The organism is Flavonifractor sp. An91, from assembly GCF_002159225.1.
Taxonomy (GTDB): Bacteria; Bacillota; Clostridia; order Oscillospirales; family Oscillospiraceae; genus Flavonifractor; species Flavonifractor avicola.
The window spans coordinates 1-20,322 of sequence record NZ_NFHA01000010.1; the positions used below are offsets into that span (position 1 = coordinate 1).

Sequence of the window (20,322 nt, forward strand, 5' to 3'; positions counted from 1 at the left end):
AACCGTTGACTAAGCCCGCCGCCCCTCCTGCCAGAGCGGGGCGGAGCCATGTTCCATGATTCTGACGCAAAAAACATCCCTCCGTTGGCCTTAGTTTGCCGGCGGAGGGATGTTTTTATACGGTTTGCAGACCGGACAGTGTGAGTACCACATCGCCGGCTATCATGAGCCCGGCTACGGGCGGTACCCAGGCTACGCTGCCGGGGACGGAGCGGCGGCCGGGGGGAGGAGCCTCATGCTGGGTGGCTGCCTTGGGTTCCTCCGGGGACCACAGCACCCGGTGGTGGTGGATGCCTCTGGCCCGCAGCTCCTTGCGGACCACCCGAGCCAAGGGACAGCCCTCGGTTTTGGAGATGTCCCCGATGCGGAACAGGGAGGGGTCCAGCTTGTTGCCGGTCCCAAGGGCAGAGAGAATGGGGATGTTTCGGGTGATGGCGGTCTCGATCAGGTCCAGTTTGCAGGACACCAGGTCGATACAATCCACAATGTAGTCGTACTTTGTGGAAAAGAAGGACTCCCGGTTCTGGGCCTCGTACTTTTCCACCCGGACCGTGGTGCGGCAGTGGGGATTGATGTCGGCGATGCGGTCTGCCATGGCCCGGGCCTTGGGCACGCCCAGGGTGGACAGGGTGGCCTCCACCTGACGGTTCAGGTTGGTGAGTCCCACCTCGTCATGGTCGATGAGAGTGAGGGCCCCCACGCCGGAGCGGGCCAGGGCCTCGGCGCACCAGCTGCCCACGCCGCCCAGGCCGAATACCGCCACATGGGCGGCGGTCAGGCGCTCCATAGCCTGGTCGCCCAGCAGCATTTGGGTGCGTAAGAATTTTTCGTCCATAAAGCCTCCGAAAAAAGGCGGACGGGGCTGGGCTCCGTCCGCCTTTTGGTCGTTAGTCGTTTACATACTTGATGCCGTCGCCCTGGACCGCTTCCAGACCTTCGGTCAGGCCGGTGAGCCAGGTGTTCATACCGTCCTGACGCAGGGCGCTGTCGGCGTCCAGCTTCCAGACGGGATCGTTGGCACCCTGGTAGTAGACCACACACCAGCCCTGCTGGCCGGAGTTGGTGTTCTCAATGAGGGTGGTGTCGCCGGGCTGGCGGCTCTCCTCGCCAAACAGCCAGCTGTCAAAGATGGTGAAGTAGCCCTTGTAGACCTTCTCGTACAGGCCGCCGTTGGTGTTGGAGCCGGGATCATCGGAGTTGGCCTCGGCCAGAGCGCCGAAGGACTCGGCGGTCTTGTCGCCGGCGTTCCACTCATCCAGCAGGGACTGGGCCTCGGCCTTGGCGGCGTCCAGAGCCTCCTGAGTGGGAACGGTGGACTCGTCCACATCCTCGGTGGCGGGATCATCCTCCTGGGTCAGCTCAGCCTTGATGAGGATGTGGCGAATGTCGGCAGTGGGAGTCTCGTCCAGGTAACGCTCCTGGAAGAGCACCACATAGTAGCCGGTATCATATTCCACCACGCCCACGTCGCCGGTGGTGCGGGAGGCATCCAGCATCCACTCGCCGTAGGTGCGGCTGGAGACGCTGGTGCCGGAGAGAGCGGTGGTCAGGGAGTAGTCAGGATCGCTCTCATACTTCTCCTTGCTGCTCTCAGACACATAGTTGGGAGCCAGCTCGGCAAAGGTGGCCTCCTTGTCCTCGGCAGCCTCCACGGCAGCGGCGAACTCGTCGGCCTTGGCCTTGGCGGCCTGCATGGCGGCGGCGGACTCCTCTTCGGTGGGCTCCACGGTGTTGCCCTCCTCGTCGGTGCCGCTGGGAGCGGTGCCGTCGATCTGGATGGAGCGGAAGGTGAAGCTGTCCAGATCATTCTTGTGCTCGTCATAGTAGGTCTGGATGGCGTCGCCGGTGATATCCAGACCGTCCATATAGGCGTTCTTATAGCTGGAAACCAGCACATCCCGACGGACACAGTCCTCATAGGCGCCCACGGTCATATACTTGCCATAGGTGCTTCTCAGGTAGCCCTCAAAGCTGCTGGCGCCCAGCTGGGCGGCATAGCTCTTCATATAGGCGATGGAATTGTCCACGGTGGCCTGATCCTCGTCGGTAAAGGTATACCCGGCCTCCTCAGCGGCATTCTCCACAGCGGCCACTTCGGTCAGGTCGGTAATGGCCTGCTCCAGGAAGTAGTCATAGTAGGTCTGGGTCTGCTCCTCGTCCACATACTGCTCACGCAGGTCGGTCTGAGGATCAAAGGAGGCGCCGTTGGAATAGGATTCAACCATGGCCGCGTAGAAATAGTATTCCACATCGTTGACATTATAATTCCGGCCGTCCACGGTGAGGGCGGTGGCGCCGCGCTGGAAAATACCGGAGTGCCACACCAGCAGAATGACTACCAGGATGGCGATGATCACGCCGATGGCGGTATACAATACCGTTTTCTGCTTGGCGGCCTTCTGCTCCCGGAGCTCAGCCCGCTGCTTTTGGGTCAAGCCCTGCTCGGGATCGCTCCGGCGCTGCTTTTTTTCTCTGGATGCGCTCATTTGTTGCTTCAGTCCTCTCGTCAATGTTCCTGCCGTCGGCAGGGGTGGCTGTACATCCAAATCTGTATAGACAAGCCTGTATTATACAGGAAAAGGGCCTGTCTTTCAAGCCTAAAAACCAGTTTTACACTTTGTTCAGATTTGCGGATATAAGAAAACCCCACGAAACCACAGTTTCGTGGGGGCCCCGCTCTGGCCGTGCGGATCCATTTAAAACCTGCACGAAATGGCAGGTGGGTCGCCTCCATGATGTTTCGTTGCTTCCAACTTCCAGCCGTCCCTCGAAGGGGCGCCGGGAGGCCTGCAGTCCGCACCATGAGGGGGCGTCCCGTTTAAGAGATGTGGGTTTAAATAAAACCCGTCACGCACCGAGCAGGAATCATGTTCAGGAATGTTCCTCGTCTTCGTCAGCGAAGAGAGCTTCCATAAACTGCTGATAGACCAGTTCCAGCTCCTCGTCGCTGTCCAGGGTGGAGAGCTGGTCCTCGCCGTCCACATGGACCACCTTCAGGATGATGAGGCCGTTTTCCTCGTCGTCCAGGTCCACCTCTTCCACGCCGTCCTCCTGTTCCTCGCCCTGAATGGCGGGGAAAAAGGCCATATAGGTCTGACCGTTGTAGTCCAGGGTATCAACGTGCTCCAGCTCAAACTCGTTGCCCTCTTCATCGGTAACGGTGATGAAATCAGGGCCAAATTCTTCACTCATAGATGGCACCATACCTTCCTTAGTGTCGTCTCTATTGTAGCTTGTAGTTGAGTAAAATGCAAGAGCAGGACGTGCTAAAATTTTTTTAGATCACGGAATGGATACAAAAAAGCCGGGAAAGAGGGTGGACAACAGGTGAGAACGTGATATAATAACATCGATTCTCTGTAAGCTTTAGTTGCAGATAGCAGTACCAAAAGCCTGCTTACCCAATACGGAGGTGTCATTTTGCCGTCAAGATCCAATCAAAGTCCCCGGCCGCCCAGGCGCCGGAGCGAAAAGACCTACAGTCCCGCGATGCATATCCTGGGAATCGTGGGCAAGGTGGTGGGGACCTTCCTGCTGGTCATGCTGATCACCGGGATCATCCTCGTCTGCTTCGCCATGGTCTATATCAAAACAGTCATCCTGCCTCAGGCCCATCTGGACGCCAATTTTGATATGAACCTGACCAGCACCATCTATTATATGAACCAGGAGACGGGAGAATACGAGGAACATCTTTCCCTTCACGGTACAGAGAACCGTAAGAAAGTGACCTACGATCAGATCCCGGAAAATCTGGTCAACGCCACCATTGCCATTGAGGATGAGCGATTTTTGACCCACAATGGCGTGGACTGGAAGCGTACCCTCAACGGCGTGCTGCTCATGTTCACCGGAAAGGATATCCAGGGCGGCTCCACCATTACCCAGCAGCTCATTAAGAACGCCACCCAGTATGACGACGTCACCGTCAAGCGTAAGATCCTGGAGATCTTTACCGCCCTTGACTTTGATGCCACCTACTCCAAGGAGCAGATCATGGAGTGGTATCTGAATCTGATCTATCTGGGCGACAACTGTTACGGTGTGGCAACCGCCGCCGAAAACTACTTTGGCAAGGACGTGTCCGAGCTGAGTCTGGCCGAGTGCGCCAGCCTCATCAGCATCACCAATAACCCCACCCTGTATGGCCCCAACTCCAACATTCGTATCACCAATGAGGAGACCGGCGAGGTCACCACCGGCCGGGAGCGCAACAAGCAGCGCCAGGAGCTGGTGCTGTGGAAGATGCTGGACCTGGGCATGATCTCCCAGGAGGAGTACGATGAAGCTGTGGCGGAGGAACTGGTGTTCACCCGCAGCGAAGATGAAAAGAAGCCCAGTACCATTTACAACTGGTACGACGAGCAGGTCATCACCGATGTGATCAACGACCTGATGGAGGAATATGGCTACTCCGAGCAGCTGGCGGAGAACATGGTGTACTCCGGCGGCCTGAAGATCTACACCTGTGTGGATACCCGCATCCAGTCCATTGTGGAATCGGTCTATTACGATCAGAACAGTCTGGTGCTTACCTCCTCCAAGGGACAGGATATCCAATCCTCCATTGTCATCATTGACCCCGAGGGCAATGTGGTGGGCCTGGCGGGCGCCCTAGGCGAAAAGACGGCCAACCGGGTGCTCAATATGGCCAGCGGCACTGTCCGTCAGCCCGGTTCCTCCATCAAGCCCCTGTCGGTCTATGCGCCGGCCATTGAGCTGGGTATGATTACGCCGGCCTCGGTCTATGCCGATGAACCGGTGCGTGTGCTCAACGGAAAGAACTGGCCTCTGAACAATCCTCAGACCTACCGCGGCGATATCACCGTAAATACCGCCGTGGAGGTGTCCTCCAACCCTGTGGCGGTGCGTATTCTGGAGGAGATGGGGGCGGAAACTTCCTTTGACTTTGTGGAGCAGAATTTCCACATTGACCTGGAGGAGTCCTATCTGAGCAACGGTGAGGTCAAGAATGACTACGGCTCCAGCCAGATGGCTCTGGGCGGTCTGACCCACGGTGTCAGCGTGATGGATATGGCGGCTGCCTACTCGGTGTTCCCCCGGGACGGCGTGTATATCGAGCCCCGGACCTACACCAAGGTTACCCGTGAGGTGGACGGTGTGGAAGAGGTGCTGCTGGATAACACGGAAACGGAAGAAGAAGTCATTCTCTCCACCAAGACCACCTATTATATGAATGAGATGCTCAAGAACGTGGTAAGCAACGGTACCGGTACCGCCGCCCGTATCTCGGGCATGACGGTGGCCGGTAAGACCGGTTCCACCACCGCCAACAACGACCGCTGGTTTGTGGGCTATACGCCCTATTATACTGCGGCTGTGTGGGTGGGTTATAAGACCCCTGAGCGGATCTATGCCAGCAATAACCCGGCGGCGGTGCTGTGGCAGAAGGTCATGAGTCAGGTCCATGAAGGCCTGGATAACAAGAACTTCACTCAGGCCAGCGGACTGACGCCGGTACAGCTGTGTAAGGACAGCGGGCTGCGGGCCACCGAGGCCTGTCTCAGCGATCCCAGAGGGGACCGGGTCTACCAGATGTACCTCTTCGCGGAGGATGTGCCGGTAGAGAACTGCGACCAGCACACGATGGTGGACGTCTGTACCGGCTCTCCCATTCTGGATGCCGACGGCAATCCCATCGAGGGCCTGTACCATCTGGCCGGCGACTATTGTCCCAGAGAGGCAAACGAGGCGCTGGGGATCACCGAGGGTACAGTGAAGTCTATCGGCGTACTGGCCAGCGGAGACAGCAGCAACCAGTATACCAAGGCGTATCTGGAGTCCCAGGGCAGCTGTACGGTCCACACCTCGGAGCCGGAGCCGCCGGAGCCGGATGAGTATGATCCCTCTACCTTCCGGTTGGAGGACCAATCTACCTGGCCTACCCAGGAGCAGTGGCCTGGCTTTGATCCCGCCAACCCGGCCACCTATCCCACGGTTCCGCCGGAGCCTACAGATTCGGGCGGGTCCGGTGGAGAGACGGCGGAGCCCAGCGTAACACCGTCTCCCGCGCCTACGCCGGAGACACCGCCGGAGGAACCATACGTTCCCGCCGGATGAGCCAATCAGTATGAAAGCGGAGGAGCTGCCTTTGGGTGGCTCCTCCTCTTTTAACATTGCGGTCTATCACAAAATCGTAAGAAATATGTCGGAGAAGGGCAAAGCCGTTGAGCCGCAACGATGTTAAAGCGCGCATCCGTATCATTGTGGAAGAAAAGGAAAATAGAGCAAAAAGAATCTTCCTGTTTCTCTGGACGGAACCTGAAAAATCTGATACACTGAAGCCAAATCACAGCAGGAGGGAACATTATGCTGATCCAACAGGTGGTCGCATTTTTATTGGCTGGGGCACTGATGACCGGCGGATCGTCCGGGGTCACCATTCAGGATGTTTCACAGGATCATTGGTCCTACCCCTATGTGTCCTATATGGTGGAACATGATGTGATGTACACCACCAAGACTGGAAACTTCCTGGGGGAGGTCCAGATCAATCGGGGTGACTTTGTGCTCAGCCTGTGGCGGGCGGCGGGAAGCCCGTCCGGAGCCACGCCCAATTTTACCGATGTGCGCCCGGAGGACGCCTGCTATCAGGCGGTGGGCTGGGCGGTAGAGCAGGGGATCTCTCAGGGTACCTCTGAGACGAAATTCTCCCCGGCGGCCTCATTGGACCGGGAGCAGGCCTTTACCTTCCTGTGGAGGGCCCTGCCGGTATTCGGTGTGGAGCAGAAAGAGGGCTTGTCAGGCGGACTGGCTGATTTCCAGGACGTGGACACGGTGAGCGACTGGGCCCTGGCGGCCATTGGTGATCTGTACGCCAGGGGGATCGTCAGCGGCACCGGGGACGGACTTCTGGCGCCCCACCAGCCGGTGACTCGCAGCGAGACCGCCACGCTCCTCTATAAAACACTGGATCTGGCCGGCAAGATCGAAGGGGGCGACACCCCCACGGTTTCCACGGCAGTACCTGAAGATGAGTGGGCCTGGTTTGACGACGTGGTCTTTGTAGGCGACTCGGTATCCCTGAAGCTGACCGGATATGTGACCAAGATGCGCCAGAGCGATCCGGACTATCTGGGCAAGGCCCAGTTCCTTACCGCCGGCAGCCTGGGCAGCGGAAATGCGCTGTGGGAGGTCAGCGACGAGTCGGTGCATCCCCTCTACCAGGGCACCAAGATGCGTCTGGAGGACTCGGTCCACGCCTGCGGCGCCAAGAAACTCTATATCCTGCTGGGTATGAATGATGTGGGCCTGTATGGCGTGGACGGCTCGGTGGCCAATATGGAGACGCTGCTCAAGCTTATCAAGGAAAAGACCCCCGATCTGCAGATCTTTGTCCAGTCGGCCACTCCCATCCACAAGGGCAATGAGAAAAAGGTGCTGAACAACGCCAACCTGCGGCTGTACAATGAGAAGCTGAAGGAGATGTGTGACCGCAACGGCTACTACTATGTGGACATCGCCTCGGTGCTTACCGACGCGGAAGGCTATCTGCCCGATTCCTATTGCAGCGATGCCTCCGGTATGGGGATGCACTTCACCGATGAGGCCTGCCGGATCTGGGTGGATTATTTGAAGCAGGATGCAGCCGCCCGTCAGAACAGCTGACCGGATGGAAAAACAGTGCGGTAGAAACCGCGGAAAGGTGATCGTATGAAAAAGAAAGTACGCAGCATACTGCTGCTGGCATTGGCTGTCATGATGGCGGTTAGCGCCGCTGGCTGCAGCGGCGGGACAAAGACCGCCGATATGGATGTGGCGAAAGTGATGGACGCCATGCTGGAGAAAGCCCCGATTGAGGGTGGCATTGAGCTGAGTCAGGACGATATGCTCAACTTCTACGGCATCCAGAGTGAGGATATGGAGGCTTTTGCCGCCAACCTTGCAGCAGATGGCATCACCGCCAAGGAGATCGTGCTGGTGAAGGCCAAGGACGAGGACAGCGCCAAGACGGTGGAGAGCAAGCTGCAGAGTCGGCTGGACGCCCGCCGCAACGAGTTCAACAACTATCTGCCCGATCAGTACGCCATCGTGGAAAAGAGCGAGGTCAAGCGGGACGGCGTGTATGTGCGGCTCATCATCTCTCCCCAGCAGGACGAGTTGGTGGAGCTGTACAACAGCTACCTGAACGGCTGATTTAGTTAGTAGTTAGAAAAACAAAAGCTCCGCTGCCATAGCAGCGGAGCTTTTGCGTTCTTATTTTTGATTGTGAGAACTATCGCGGAGTCGTTCGTGATCTTCCAGCAGGGCCTGAGCGGCCAAATCGAAGGCGGCAGCGTCTTCATAGCGGTTGACCAGCTCGCTCTCCTGCAGGTCGCTGTAGTCCTTTTCTTTGCCGCGGTAGACAAGCTTAAGCAAAATGGGGGTGAGGATGGTGGTTGCGATAACCATCAGTACCACGGGACCAAAGAAGTCATCGTTCATCAGCCCCGCCGCAATGCCGTTGTTGGCCACGATCAGGGCAACCTCGCCGCGGGAGATCATGCCCACGCCGATGCGGAGGGAATCCTGATTGGAGTAGCGGCACAGTTTGGCGCCCAGCCCGCAGCCCACCACCTTGGAGACTACAGCCAAGAGGATCAGCAGGACGGAGAAAAGAACGATGGAGCCGCTCATATCCGGCAGTACCACCTTCAGACCCAGGCTGGCGAAGAAGATGGGGGAGAGCAGCGTGTAAGACAGGGTATCGAAGCGATCCTGCAAGTAAGCTACCCGGGGGGTCTTGGCGAAGATCAGACCGGCGATATAGGCGCCGGTGATGTCGGCCACGCCGAATACTTCCTCGGCAAAGTAGGCGTACAGCAGGCAGAACGCAAAGGAAATGACAACAAACCGGCGTTTATCCCGGTCATATCGCTTGAACCACCACTCCACGATCCGGTGAAGCACGATCCATACCACCACGCTGATGGCGAAAAAGGCTGCGATCTTCAGCAGGACCATCAGCACATTGGCGCCGGTGCCCGACATACTGGTGATGATGGTGAGCGCCACGATGCCCAGCACATCGTCAATGATGGCGGCGCCCAGAATGGCGTTGCCCGAACGGGTGGACAGCTTCCCAATCTCCTTCAGAGTCTCTACCGTGATGCTGACGGAGGTGGCGGTCAGAATCACGCCGATAAAAACGTTTTGCAGGAAGGTGTCGGCGCCGGCATTAAAGAAGCAGGCCAGTGCGAAGCCGCCTGCCAGCGGGACCAGAACACCAATGAGGGCAATGATGAATGCAGATGCGCCTGCCTTCTTCAGTTCGCCCAGGTCAGTCTCCAGACCGGCGTTAAACATGAGGACAATAACACCCAATTCCGCCAGCTGGTCCATCAGCGTGGTTTCCTGAAGCACGCCCAGCATAGCGGGGCCCAGCAGCAGTCCGGCCAACAGTGCGCCGACGACCTGGGGCAGCGCAAACCGCTTGGTTACAATTCCCATGACCTTGGTGCTCAACAGGATGACCGCGATCTCAAATAAAAAGTGATAACTCGTATCCCACACCCCTCTCTCTAGTGTAGTAAAAATGCACTATAAATGGTAGTTTATTTTGGCCAAAAAATCAACTGGCAACCTGGATAGAATTTCAGGCTGCTGTCATAATTCAACTCAAAAAACTGACAAGAAAATTCCCTGGGAAGAACTGTCTGAGACAATTCCTACCGGGGTGATACATATATGGATAAATCAGGATGGCTGAGGGGGTGAGGAAAAACGCTGAGCCACCCGCCGGAATTCATCCTCCAGCAAAAAGCTGATGCGGGCAGCCAGTTCCGAGGGCTCCTCCTTCATGTCGTCGGCCAGCCAGCCCAGCATGGTACCGGCCAGGGCGTACATATAGAAATCAATGAGAAATTCCCGGTCTCTCTCCGCCAGGACAAGACCTTCGGCGGCAGTATCCAGCAGCTTGGCAGTCAAGGCGTGGGACATGGTGAAGAACTGGCAGTCCAGGTGCTCACGGCCGCTGGAGCGGTAGATGTGATAGATGATGACGTGGTTCTCCTGTATGTAGTGGAAGGTGGCCATCAAAGCCTCCTGCCAGGAGGTGCAGGGCTGCAGGACCTCGGCGGTCTCATGCTCCAGAAACCAGTGGAGCAGATCATAGATATCCTGGAAATGATAATAGAAGGTCTGCCGGTTGACTTCGCAGTCCTCTACGATCTCCTTGACGGTAATATCGTCCAAGAACTTCTTCTGCAGCAGTCGCCGCAAAGAATTGGCAAGCGCCAGTTTGGTGCTGGGAGCCAATGGGCACACCTCCTCTCATTCAGACTGGTGTAACAGGCGCAGCCTACCCTTTATAGCACAAAGGGCGGGTGTATAAATGTACAGCCGCGCATCTGCGGCTTTTGCGCTTATTATACCACAGTGGTATAAAGAATTGCAATCCTGTCCAAAGTATGGTATGATTTGCCCCGTTAAACGGGAACATCAAAGGAGAGAGAAATATGACCATTGATTATCATCCCAGGGGCGTTTGCTCCAACCGCATGGTGGTGGATGTGGAGAACGGTGTAATCCGCTCCCTGCAGGTCCAGGGCGGGTGCAACGGCAACCTTCAGGGGATCTCCCGTCTGGTGGAGGGCATGAAGGTGGAGGAGGCCATCCGGCGGCTGGAGGGAATCCGCTGCGGATTCAAAGCCACCTCCTGCCCGGACCAGCTGGCCCAGGCGCTGAAACAGGCAGCACAGGCTTGAATAAAAAAGCTGGGGCGTGCATATGCACGCCCCAGCTTTTTGGTACACACGGGAGTAAGCCTCAGGCAGCGGGCTCTTCGGCGGTCAGGGCGCCGAAATTGGACAGAACCTGAGCAAACTCCACCCGGGTCAGCTGACCGGCGGGCATCAGCTGGCCGGCCTCGTTGCCGGTCATGATGCCGGCGTAGTAGCAGAAGGTCATGCCGTCCAGAGACTCAGCGGGGATGGAGGCATAGTCGGGAGCCTTCTCCATGGAGCCGTCGGCGGCAGGGGCCTGGATGCCCTTGTACTCGGCATAGGCGGCGATCAGATCGGCGATCTCAGCGCGGGTGATAGTCTGATCCTCGCCGAAGGTGGTGCCTTCAAACAGACCCACGGAAGCGGCCCAGTTGATGCAGTCGGAGTACCACTTGCCCTCGGTGTCGGTAACAGTGGTCTTCTCCACGGCGGGAGCACCCTCCATGTTGTACAGCACCTGATACACGGTGGCGCGGCTCACCTGTCCGAAGGGAGTAAAGCTGAAGCCGTTGGTGGTGCTCATCATATCATTGTTCACCACATAGCGGACAGCCTCGCCGTACCAGGCGGAGAAGTCAGCATCGGCGTACAGAACGGTGATGCGGCCGTCGCCTCTGGGATTGGCGTACTGCTCGCCTACCACGCCGCCCAGCTCGTCCTTGATGTAGTTGATGAGGACCTCGTTGTCCACCATGACCTCATCCTTCAGGATCTTCACGTTGTCAGCGCCGAACATGGCATAGCCATCGCCGCCGTCCTTGAGCATATAGTTGTGGGAGGCCAGGGTGTAGGTGGCCTCGGGGTCAATGGCGGTGTACTCGCCGGTCTCGCTGTTCAGAACCTGAACATCCTTGACCCGGCGGTCGCCGGCCACCTTCACGAAGTTACCAGCGTCGTCCAGCTCCACGGAGGTGGGGATGGAGGTGTCCACGGTGTACTTGATGCCGGAGACCTGCAGGAAGCCGCCGCTCTCAGACACGCCGGCCTGCATGGAGCCCAGCTCCAGAGCATCCAGGATCTGCTGGCCGGAGACCTCAACCAGGCAGGCCAGGTTGCCGAAGGGATGGACGGCGATGATGTTGCCGTAGGTGATGTCGCCGGCAGCGATGTTGTCGCGGACGCCGCCGCCGTTGACAAAGCCGATGTCAGCGCCCAGCAGCACGCGGTAGGCGTCGGCGCACAGGTCGCCCAGGTTGGTCTCGGCGGAGCGGACAGCACGCTCACCGGTGTAGGGATCGTTGATGGTCAGGTCCACGGAGGAAGTAGCCACCACTTCTTCGGACATGGCCTTGTACTCAGCCTGGATACCCTCGATGAAGGTCTTGGCGGTGGTGTAGGCCTGAGAGGTGGTATCCACGTCAGCCAGGGCAACCAGCTCGGTGGTCATAGTGCCGTCGGGAGCGATGACCAGCTTGCCCACGGACTCGGCCTTGGTGCCGGTCTGGCTCAGGAGCACGTCCTCACCGTCGGCGTTCTTCACGGTCTTGGAGGGCTCGGTGGTGTGGGAGTGGCCGTCCAGCACCACGTCGATGCCGGTGGTATTGGCAATGACTTCGGTGGACATCCAGGGAGAGCTCTGGGCGTCCTCACCCAGGTGAGCCAGGGCCACCACATAGTCAGCGCCGGCCTTGCGGGCGGCATCCACAGTATCCTGGACCTGGTCGTACAGGGCCTTGCCGTCCTTATCCTGGCAGAAGCCGTAGATGTACTCGCCCTTGTCGTTCTGGAAGTAGGCGGGGGCGGACTTGGTCAGGGTCTCGGGAGTGGAGATACCCACATAGGCCACGTCCACGTCGCCGTAGGTGACCATGGTGTAGGGCTCCAGCACGGCCTTGCCGTCGGCGTCCACGAAGTTGCAGCTGACATAGGTGTACTCAGCCTGGTTCTTGGCGATGTCCAGGAAGGTATCCATGCCGAAATCGAACTCGTGGTTGCCGGGGATGGCAATGTCGTAGCCCACATTGTTCATGATGTCCACGATCCAGCTGCCCTTGGACAGGGAGCCCAGGATGCCGCCCTGGATGGCGTCGCCGTTGTCCACCAGGGTAACGTTGTCGGCGCCGTAGCTGGCTTCCATCTCGGCCTTATAGGCGGCGATGGCGGCATAGGACATACCGTCGTCGCTGGTGCAGTGGACGTCGTTGGTGTACAGCACCACAATACCGTCATCCGTAGCAGCGGTGGTGTCCCCCTCGGCAGCCATGGCGGGGATGCAGAAGCTGCTGGCCATGGACAGGGAGAGGAACAGGGACAGGAACTTGCGTGTGTGTTTTCTCATGAAACATTCCACCTTTCCTTCCGGGCCCTACCGGAGGGGACCTTTTCGGCTGGCTGGATGGAGCCTGAACGCATCCGCGGCACATAAAGATTTCCTCTGGATGTGGGCAAATCGGATATCATAATGGTAACAAAACGGAAACAAAAATACAAGGGGTCCGGTGTAGAAAGCAGGTAAATTTTATGTGGTTTTGGTAAAACAGGCAGAAAGGTGGAAAAGACAACAAGTCCCCGGAGAAACGCTCCGGGGACTTGCTTCAGCAGGGCAGGGTGACCCAGGTGGGAGTGCCGGACAGATCGGTAAAGAGAAGACCGTTGGGAGGCAGAAAGGTGAACAGAAGTGTGGCGATTCCCAGCACCAGTACCAGCAGGACCAGCACTTCCCGGAAGTTTTGCCAGAAGGGCTGGTGGAGCAGATAGGGCAGCAGGAAAAATACTGCCATCATCAACAGATAGAGGACGATATCAAAGATAAGGGAGTCCCCCTGAAAAGGAATGTGGTAAAGGTAGCCGATTCCCAGCATTCCGGCCGTGGCCGCCAGCAGGGCAAAGGCACGCTGTCCCAGCAGCTCAGGCTGCCGGCGGCGCAGAGCCAGCCCGGCAATGAGGCAGGGCCAGTAGAGCAGTTTGACGTGCTCCCACAGGCTCTCCCGCACCGGAGCCACCAGAGCGGTGGCAGGACAGGGAAGCAGGGTATAGAGGAAATGCAGACAGGCGCCGGCCACTGTGGCGGCAACAAAAGCGATCCACTCGGTCTTGCTCAGGCGCGGCATGGCGGACACATCCTTTCGTCTTATATGCCGTAACATATGCAAACAAAAGAAAAAATACCACAGAGCCTCCAGGTAAAAAGCAGGAAACAGGGGGAGAAAAGAACAGGGGCAAAGCGCCAACAATCTGCCGGGCGGCAGTTGGAAAAAAGTACCAAGCCAAAGGAACATTTCATTGCCAGCGTGGTTCGTCCATTTGAAAACCATATTAGTAACAGGCGTACAAAACGCCAATGATTTTGGGAAGGAGCGTGGACAGCGAAATGGGAAAAGAAGAACCAAAGATCAGGCCCTGGGTGGGCGCGGTGCTGACAGCAGTGCTGCTGCTTGCCTGGGCGGCCTGGTTCCAGCCCGTCAGGGCGGCGGAAACCAGAGAAGTGATCCCCATGGGCCGTACCGTAGGGATTAAACTGTTTTCCGACGGCGTGATGGTGGTTGGTTTTGGTGAGGTGACGGCGGCTGACGGCAGTCACACCCCGGCCCGGGACTGTGGGCTGAAGGAAGGGGATATCATCACCCACATCAACCGGGAAGAAGTGGACAGCATTGAAGAGGTCCAGGCCGTGCTGCAGCAGGTGGGGGACCAGACCATGAGCATCCGTGCGGTGCGGGACGACAAAGAGGTCCAGTTTACCGCCCAGGCGGTCCAGTGCAGTGCCGACGGGCAGTATAAACTGGGCGCCTGGATCAGAGACTCCATGGCAGGTATCGGCACCATGACCTTCTGCGATCCTGAGACTGGTACCTTCGGCGCTCTGGGCCACGGTATCAACGATGTGGATACGGCAAAGCTGATGCCTATGCAGTCTGGGTCCATCCTCTATTCCAAAGTCACCGATGTGCAGAAGGGCGTGAAGGGAACGCCGGGGGAACTCCACGGAGCCTTTCAGACCGACCGTGATCTGGGGGTACTGTGGTCCAACACCTGCAGCGGCGTCTTTGGCCAGATCAGTGATGAGACCATGACTGACGGCATGGAGCCGGTACCAGTGGCGGAACGCAGCCAGGTCCAGGTGGGCCCGGCGGTCATTTTGTCCAATGTGGCCGGCGATCAGGTGGAGGAGTATGAGGTGGAGATCACCCGTATTTTTCCCGAAAAAGAGGGAGATACCCGCAATCTGATGCTGAGAGTCACCGACGCCCGACTGCTGGATACCACCGGCGGCATTGTGCAGGGAATGAGCGGCTCGCCCATCCTCCAGAACGGCAGACTGGTGGGAGCCGTGACCCATGTACTGGTCAATGATCCCACCCAGGGCTACGGCATCCTGGCAGAGCATATGCTGGAGCAGGCGGAAACTGGGAAAACGGAAGTCTGATACGCCTAAAACGCCGGGAGCGGCTCGCCGCTCCCGGCGTCTCTTTTGGAGGAACGGCGGGGGATCTTGCAGAGAAAAGGAGGCCGCTGTCGGATTTCTGCGGAAAAGTCGAACGAAGTCGAAGAGAAATAACCATAAATTACCAGCAAAACCCTTGCGCTTGCTGTCTGATTATGGTAAATTATAGCCAACCGGTAATCAGTCTTGGCCAGGCGGCAAATGTGGAGCAGGAGGAGCCTGCTGGAAAGGGTGTCAATATTGGAACGGAGAATCAAAGTCCTGGTAGCGGATGCAAGCGAAGAATTTCGCCGTATTCTGGTGGAACAGCTGGAAGGGGAAGCGGGCATGCAGGTGGTGGGAGCCACAGGAGATGGAGAAGAGGCGCTTCAGCTTTCAGAGCGTCTGGCGCCGGATGTGCTGGTGATGGATCTGGTGCTGACCCAGATGGATGGGGTGGAGGTCTTGCAGGCGCTGTCCAAGGCCGAAGCCAGACCCCGGGTGCTGGTGCTCTCCGGATTTGCCCGGGGCAGCGTGGCTGAGCTGGCTGCATCCACCGGCGCGGATTACTATATGCTCAAGCCCTGCCGGCTGACGGCGGTGGCCGAGCGGGTCCGCCAGCTGGCCGCCCTTCAGGAGACGGAGGAAGGGGATGACGGCGAAGAGCGGGCCAGACGGCTGGAAAATGTGGTGACGGGAATCATCCATGAGATCGGTGTGCCCGCCCACATCAAGGGTTACCAGTATCTGCGGGAGGCTATTATCATCGCCGTGGGGGATATGGATGTGATCAACGCGGTCACAAAAATTCTCTACCCCGAGGTGGCCAAACGCTTTGGCACCACTGCCTCCCGGGTGGAGCGGGCCATCCGCCACGCCATCGAGGTGGCCTGGGACCGGGGCGATCTGGAGACACTGCAAAAATACTTCGGCTACACGGTCTCCAACGCCAAGGGAAAGCCTACGAATTCGGAATTTATTGCCATGATCGCCGATCGGCTCCAACTGCAGCAGAAGGAGCGGTGAAGGCTGTGATGTGCCCGGCAGACGGGGAACTCCCCGGAGCCGGGCGCGTTTTTCTCTACACAGCCGGACAAAAAAGGAGTATAACATAAGCAGACAGGATGCGCCCCGCTGCCGGGGCGTATCCCCTAGGAGGCGTGACCATCATGCTGGTGCAGCAATTACATTGGGCCAGAACCGAAGAGCGGGACCTGGAGGATCTGGCCATTGAACAGGAACAGCTTGTGGGACTGGATCTGTCCCACTTGGAGTATACCCGGATCCGGTTCTATAAATGCCGTTTTGAGCGGTGCGATTTTTCCAAAGCGGCTTTTTATCAGTCGGAATTTGACGGCTGTGATTTTTCCAACTGCAGCTTTCTGGATACGGTGTGGAACAAGTGCCGGGTGTCCGGGTGCAAGGGAGACGGCGTGAAGATGATCTCCAGCCGCTGGAAGGATTGCTCGGTGACCGACAGCAGCTTTCGCTATGGGAATTTTTCCAAATCCCTGTGGAACCGGGTTAGTCTGACCGGCTGCGATTTGCGGGAGGCTTCCATGGCGGAGGCCCGGGTAAGCGGCCTGGAGCCCCATGGGTCCAACTTTCAGAGGGTGGACTTTTTTCGGACTCCGCTGAAGGGTCTGGATCTGTCCGACTGCCAGATCCAGGGCATTACCGTGTCGGAGAGCCTGCAGGAGCTGCGGGGGCTGAAGATCAACCCAGCACAGGCGGTGGATCTGGCCCCTTTGCTGGGGGTACAACTGCTCTGAGCATTCCGGCTTCGGACAAGATACAGGCATGGAACCGCCCCTGTCCGCATACCTCTGGGACAAGGGGGTGGGGCTATGACCGGATTAGAGCGGCTGGCCGATCTGATCTGGAAGCCGTGGCTGCTGGGCCTGTTTCTGGTGACGGGCCTGTATCTGTCGGTGCGGACCGGTTTTTTTCAGGTAATTCATTGCAGGCTGTGGCTCAGGACCACGGCAGGGGCACTGGGCAAAAAAGCCAGAAAAGGTACCGGGCGGGGGCTGACTCAGCTTCAAGCCATGTCCACCGCTTTGGCGGCCACCATTGGCACAGGCTCCATCGCCGGAGTGGCCACCGCCATCTTTTACGGCGGGCCGGGAGCGGTATTCTGGATGTGGGTATCTGCTTTCCTGGGCATGATGACCGGCTGTGTGGAAAAGATCCTGGCGGTGCGCTACCGGGAAAAGGACGAGAAGGGCTGCTGGCAGGGCGGACCCATGTGCTACATGGAAAAGGGGCTTGGGAGCCCCGCCTTGGCCACCCTGTTTGCCCTGTGCTGTGTGGCCGCCTCCCTGGGGGGCGGCAATATGGTGCAGGCCAACTCCATCTCAGCTGCCCTTCATGCCGGTTTTGGGCTGGACCCGCTGGCAGTGGGCATCGTGGTGGCTCTGCTCACCGGGGCGGTGGTGGTAGGGGGCATTGGCCGCATCGGCAAGGTGAGCGAGACCCTGGTGCCCTGTATGGCCCTCCTCTTTGTGGGCGGCGGGATGGTGGTACTCTGCTGCCATGCCCAGGCCCTGCCCGGGGCGCTGAGGCAGATCGTGGAGGGGGCATTTACCCCCAAGGCGGCCCTGGGGGGCGGCGCGGGCTACTCCATGGCGGCGGCGCTGCGGTACGGTGTGGCCCGAGGGGTATTTACCAATGAGGCGGGCATGGGCTCCTCTTCCATTGCCCACGCCGCCGCCGACACCAGAGAACCGGCGGAGCAGGGGATGTGGGGCATTTTTGAGGTGTTTGTGGCCACCAGTGTGGTGTGCTCCATTACCGCGCTGGTGATCCTTACTACCGGAGTTTATCAACCGGAGGAGGCTTTGGCCGCCATCCAAAAGGGGCAGGTGACGCCGGAGATGCTGGGCGCCCCCCTGTCGGCGGCGGGGTTTTCCACCGTATTCGGTCCCTTTGGGGAAATTTTTGTGTCGGTATGCCTGCTGCTGTTCGCCTTCACCTCCCTCCTGGGGTGCTGCTACTATGGCGAGCGGGGGCTGGCCTACCTGAGCGGCTCCAACCGCTGGCGGTGGATCTACCGGCTGGTATTTTTGTGGGCGCTGGTGTGGGGCAGTGTAGCCGACGTAACAGCGGTGTGGCAGCTGGCGGATATTTTCAACGGGCTCATGGCACTGCCCAACCTGTTCGCCCTGCTGCTGCTGTCCCCGGAGGCTTTGGCCCTGCTGCGGGAGTGGAAAAACAAACAGAGATGAAAAAGCGCACGCTGCTGATGCAGCGTGCGCTTTTTGTAGAAATCTTATTCCGCCGGAGCAGGGGAGGGAGAAGCTTCCCCGGTATCGGTCTCCTCCTGGGGTGCGGGAGTGACGATTGGCGAGGGAGCGGGCTGGGCCGCTCCGTCCAGAGTGATGGTGGAACCATCCAGAATGGAGGAGGTCTCTCCATCGATAGCGGGGGTGTGCTGGATGGTCACCTGGTCGCCCACATTGAGAATGACAGCCAGGGGATTCTGAGCGGCAGAGATGGCGTAGTAGGTGGGATCGCCCTCCAGCTGAATGAAGTAGTAGGAGTTGCCCTCCATGACTGCCGAGCGGATGTCGCTGATCACGCCGGAGACCTCGGTGCGTGGGGTCTCATCCGGGGTGGTGATGCCCTTATTGTTGAGCAGCTTGATATACTCCTGCTCACAGGCCGATACGGTGGAGCCGGTGGCCACCACCTGATACTGGGCCACGTTGACCATGGCGTAGCTCTTCACCAGATTGGTGGCGTCCTTCAGGGGAATGAAATAGGTGGGCTCCCCGGCGATGTTAAGCAGCAGCGGGAAGGTGGCGGTGTACTTCAGGTCCTGGACCACACCTTCCGCGGAGGACATGGCCGCCGCTTCAGTGGCGCCGGGGGCGGAGTAGAACTTGGTCTCCTTGGTACGCTGATTGGACAGCAGGAAGCCCAGGTTGGACTGGTCGGCATTGGCGGAGGTAACGCCGGTGTACATATACACGTCGTCGTTGAGGGCAATATAGTTGGAGCCGCTGGTGGTGATGGTCACGTCCCGCTGGCCGAAGATGGAGTTGATGAAGCCGTTGACCAGGGTGCCATGATAGTCATACTGCTGCATGATCAGCTCAGGGGTAAACACGTTGTCCACCCAGCTGGGGATATCGGCCAGCTCATAGTAGGTGCATTCACCGGTGATGGCGTCCACCAGCACCGCACCCTGGATATCGTCACCGCCGAACAGGCCGATGGTCTTGACAATGCGGGGGGCGATCCAGTAGGGGTGGCCCTCCTCGTCGATCTCAAACTGAGGCGTGCCAAAGATAAAGGTAGGGTAGTTGAAGCGCAGGTGGCGCTCGATGTTGCGGTTAAGGGGCTCAGAGAAGGAGTATTTCATGCCCTCCTCCAGCCGGACCACCGTGGCCTCCTGGGTAACCATGTCCACCATCACATAGGCGGGCAGACCGGTACCTCGATTGGTAAACCATTTGAACAAGTCGGCGTAGGCGATGGGAGCCACACGGACGGGCCGGCCCTGGTAGTTGATCTGGGTGGAGTCAAAGGAATATTCAAACTGACTCACCATATCGCTGAGGGTACCCATCTGGCGGTCGCTGAGGTATTCGGCGGAGGACTCGTCCAGGGTGGGAATCTCGTTGAAGGAGATCTCGGCGATGTCGGTGGCAAAGTTGCCGTCCTCCACGGTGAGCAGATCCCGGTAGGCCCCGGCCCGGAAGATAGGCAGGGAAATGAGGGTGCCCACGATGCCGATGGCGATGAGAACCAGCAGCAGGATGCCGGCCGGCAGACAGCGGGATTTGATGAAGCGCAGGTAGTCCTTGGGCCCACTGCCGTCCCGGATCAGGTCCATGCCGGAGGTGAGAATGGAGGTGACCACAAATACGATACACAACACGGCGATAAAGACATAAAAATCGCCGGACTGGGGATTGATAGGGGGCAGAGCCACATAGAAATAGACCAAGCCGATCAAAATGGTGAGTACAATACAGAGCACCAGTTTTCCGGACTTGCTTTTGGGCCCGTGAGCCTTTTTGGCCGGTTGCTGTTCCATGAACGTTTCTCCTTTAGGCAATTTCGACATTTTTTTCAGTATCAGAAGGGACTGATAAAGGTAGTATAGCCCATAGTGGTGGAAAAGGCAACTGAACAGGCATTAAATTTCCATAAAATGAGTGGAAAAACCTGCCGGAGCAGAGGGAGAAAGGGAGCAAAACTTCGTACAAAATCCCATTGACGACAAAC

17 protein-coding genes and 1 other RNA gene are annotated in these 20,322 nt (G+C 58.3%); 9 read left to right on the forward strand and 9 right to left on the reverse strand.

Annotated elements, in window-relative coordinates:
* Nucleotides 1–115: 115 nt before the first annotated feature.
* The 4 genes from B5G42_RS07670 to B5G42_RS07685 form a co-directional block, all read right to left on the reverse strand.
* Entirely contained in the window at nt 116–835 is a 720-nt protein-coding gene (locus B5G42_RS07670; protein WP_087268665.1) for a tRNA threonylcarbamoyladenosine dehydratase, read from the reverse strand.
* A 52-nt stretch (nt 836–887) separates the two neighbouring features.
* On the reverse strand, nt 888–2,486 hold the full coding sequence (locus B5G42_RS07675; RefSeq protein ID WP_087268669.1) for a peptidylprolyl isomerase: 1,599 nt from the start codon (nt 2,484–2,486) through the stop codon (nt 888–890).
* 180 nt (nt 2,487–2,666) lie between these two features.
* Nucleotides 2,667–2,868: non-coding RNA, 6S RNA (ssrS, locus tag B5G42_RS07680), on the reverse strand.
* A gap of 3 nt (nt 2,869–2,871) precedes the next feature.
* Entirely contained in the window at nt 2,872–3,192 is a 321-nt protein-coding gene (locus tag B5G42_RS07685) for a DUF1292 domain-containing protein (RefSeq protein ID WP_242958817.1), read from the reverse strand.
* Nucleotides 3,193–3,489: 297 nt separating this feature from the next.
* Here B5G42_RS07685 and B5G42_RS07690 point away from each other — a divergent pair, with 297 nt between their 5' ends.
* The 3 genes from B5G42_RS07690 to B5G42_RS07700 all read left to right on the forward strand — a co-directional run bounded on the left by B5G42_RS07690 (nt 3,490) and on the right by B5G42_RS07700 (nt 8,157).
* Entirely contained in the window at nt 3,490–6,081 is a 2,592-nt protein-coding gene (locus B5G42_RS07690; protein WP_087268675.1) for a transglycosylase domain-containing protein, read from the forward strand.
* A gap of 249 nt (nt 6,082–6,330) precedes the next feature.
* Nucleotides 6,331–7,629, forward strand: a complete 1,299-nt coding sequence (locus B5G42_RS07695) for an S-layer homology domain-containing protein (protein ID WP_087268678.1) — start codon at nt 6,331–6,333, stop codon at nt 7,627–7,629.
* Nucleotides 7,630–7,674: 45 nt separating this feature from the next.
* Nucleotides 7,675–8,157 carry a DUF4358 domain-containing protein gene (locus B5G42_RS07700; RefSeq protein WP_087268681.1) on the forward strand — a complete coding sequence of 161 codons (483 nt, stop codon included), beginning with the start codon at nt 7,675–7,677 and terminating at the stop codon, nt 8,155–8,157.
* 60 nt (nt 8,158–8,217) lie between these two features.
* On the opposite strand, the gene B5G42_RS07705 is transcribed toward B5G42_RS07700, so the two are convergent.
* The gene (locus tag B5G42_RS07705) at nt 8,218–9,513 is read right to left on the reverse strand and encodes a cation:proton antiporter (RefSeq protein ID WP_275532436.1); all 1,296 of its coding nucleotides are present in this window, start codon (nt 9,511–9,513) and stop codon (nt 8,218–8,220) included.
* Nucleotides 9,514–9,696: 183 nt separating this feature from the next.
* A complete protein-coding gene (locus tag B5G42_RS07710; protein WP_242961163.1) occupies nt 9,697–10,257 on the reverse strand; it encodes a TetR/AcrR family transcriptional regulator in 561 nt (186 codons plus the stop codon).
* Between the two features lie 200 nt (nt 10,258–10,457).
* On the opposite strand from B5G42_RS07710, the gene B5G42_RS07715 reads away from it, so the two are divergent.
* Nucleotides 10,458–10,706 (forward strand): TIGR03905 family TSCPD domain-containing protein, encoded by a 249-nt coding sequence (locus B5G42_RS07715; RefSeq protein WP_087268687.1) that lies wholly within the window; start codon nt 10,458–10,460, stop codon nt 10,704–10,706.
* A 61-nt stretch (nt 10,707–10,767) separates the two neighbouring features.
* Here the strand turns inward: B5G42_RS07715 and B5G42_RS07720 are convergent, their stop codons facing one another.
* Both B5G42_RS07720 and B5G42_RS07725 read right to left on the reverse strand, forming a co-directional pair.
* On the reverse strand, nt 10,768–13,002 hold the full coding sequence (locus tag B5G42_RS07720; RefSeq protein ID WP_206406170.1) for a bifunctional metallophosphatase/5'-nucleotidase: 2,235 nt from the start codon (nt 13,000–13,002) through the stop codon (nt 10,768–10,770).
* 256 nt (nt 13,003–13,258) lie between these two features.
* Nucleotides 13,259–13,774, reverse strand: coding sequence for a DUF6512 family protein (locus B5G42_RS07725; protein WP_087268693.1), 516 nt, complete (start codon nt 13,772–13,774; stop codon nt 13,259–13,261).
* 36 nt (nt 13,775–13,810) lie between these two features.
* Between B5G42_RS07725 and B5G42_RS18120 the strand changes: the two genes are divergently transcribed.
* The 5 genes from B5G42_RS18120 to B5G42_RS07745 all read left to right on the forward strand — a co-directional run bounded on the left by B5G42_RS18120 (nt 13,811) and on the right by B5G42_RS07745 (nt 18,314).
* Entirely contained in the window at nt 13,811–14,008 is a 198-nt protein-coding gene (locus tag B5G42_RS18120) for a hypothetical protein (RefSeq protein ID WP_162611064.1), read from the forward strand.
* Nucleotides 14,005–15,090 (forward strand): SpoIVB peptidase, encoded by a 1,086-nt coding sequence (gene spoIVB, locus B5G42_RS07730; protein WP_242961164.1) that lies wholly within the window; start codon nt 14,005–14,007, stop codon nt 15,088–15,090. The genes B5G42_RS18120 and spoIVB overlap by 4 nt, the downstream gene beginning before the upstream one ends.
* A gap of 249 nt (nt 15,091–15,339) precedes the next feature.
* The gene (gene spo0A, locus B5G42_RS07735; RefSeq protein ID WP_343286694.1) at nt 15,340–16,113 is read left to right on the forward strand and encodes a sporulation transcription factor Spo0A; all 774 of its coding nucleotides are present in this window, start codon (nt 15,340–15,342) and stop codon (nt 16,111–16,113) included.
* A 143-nt stretch (nt 16,114–16,256) separates the two neighbouring features.
* Entirely contained in the window at nt 16,257–16,859 is a 603-nt protein-coding gene (locus tag B5G42_RS07740; RefSeq protein ID WP_087268702.1) for a pentapeptide repeat-containing protein, read from the forward strand.
* Between the two features lie 75 nt (nt 16,860–16,934).
* Nucleotides 16,935–18,314 carry an alanine/glycine:cation symporter family protein gene (locus tag B5G42_RS07745; protein ID WP_087268704.1) on the forward strand — a complete coding sequence of 460 codons (1,380 nt, stop codon included), beginning with the start codon at nt 16,935–16,937 and terminating at the stop codon, nt 18,312–18,314.
* Between the two features lie 44 nt (nt 18,315–18,358).
* On the opposite strand, the gene B5G42_RS07750 is transcribed toward B5G42_RS07745, so the two are convergent.
* Entirely contained in the window at nt 18,359–20,131 is a 1,773-nt protein-coding gene (locus B5G42_RS07750; protein WP_242961166.1) for a CvpA family protein, read from the reverse strand.
* Nucleotides 20,132–20,322: the final 191 nt, after the last annotated feature.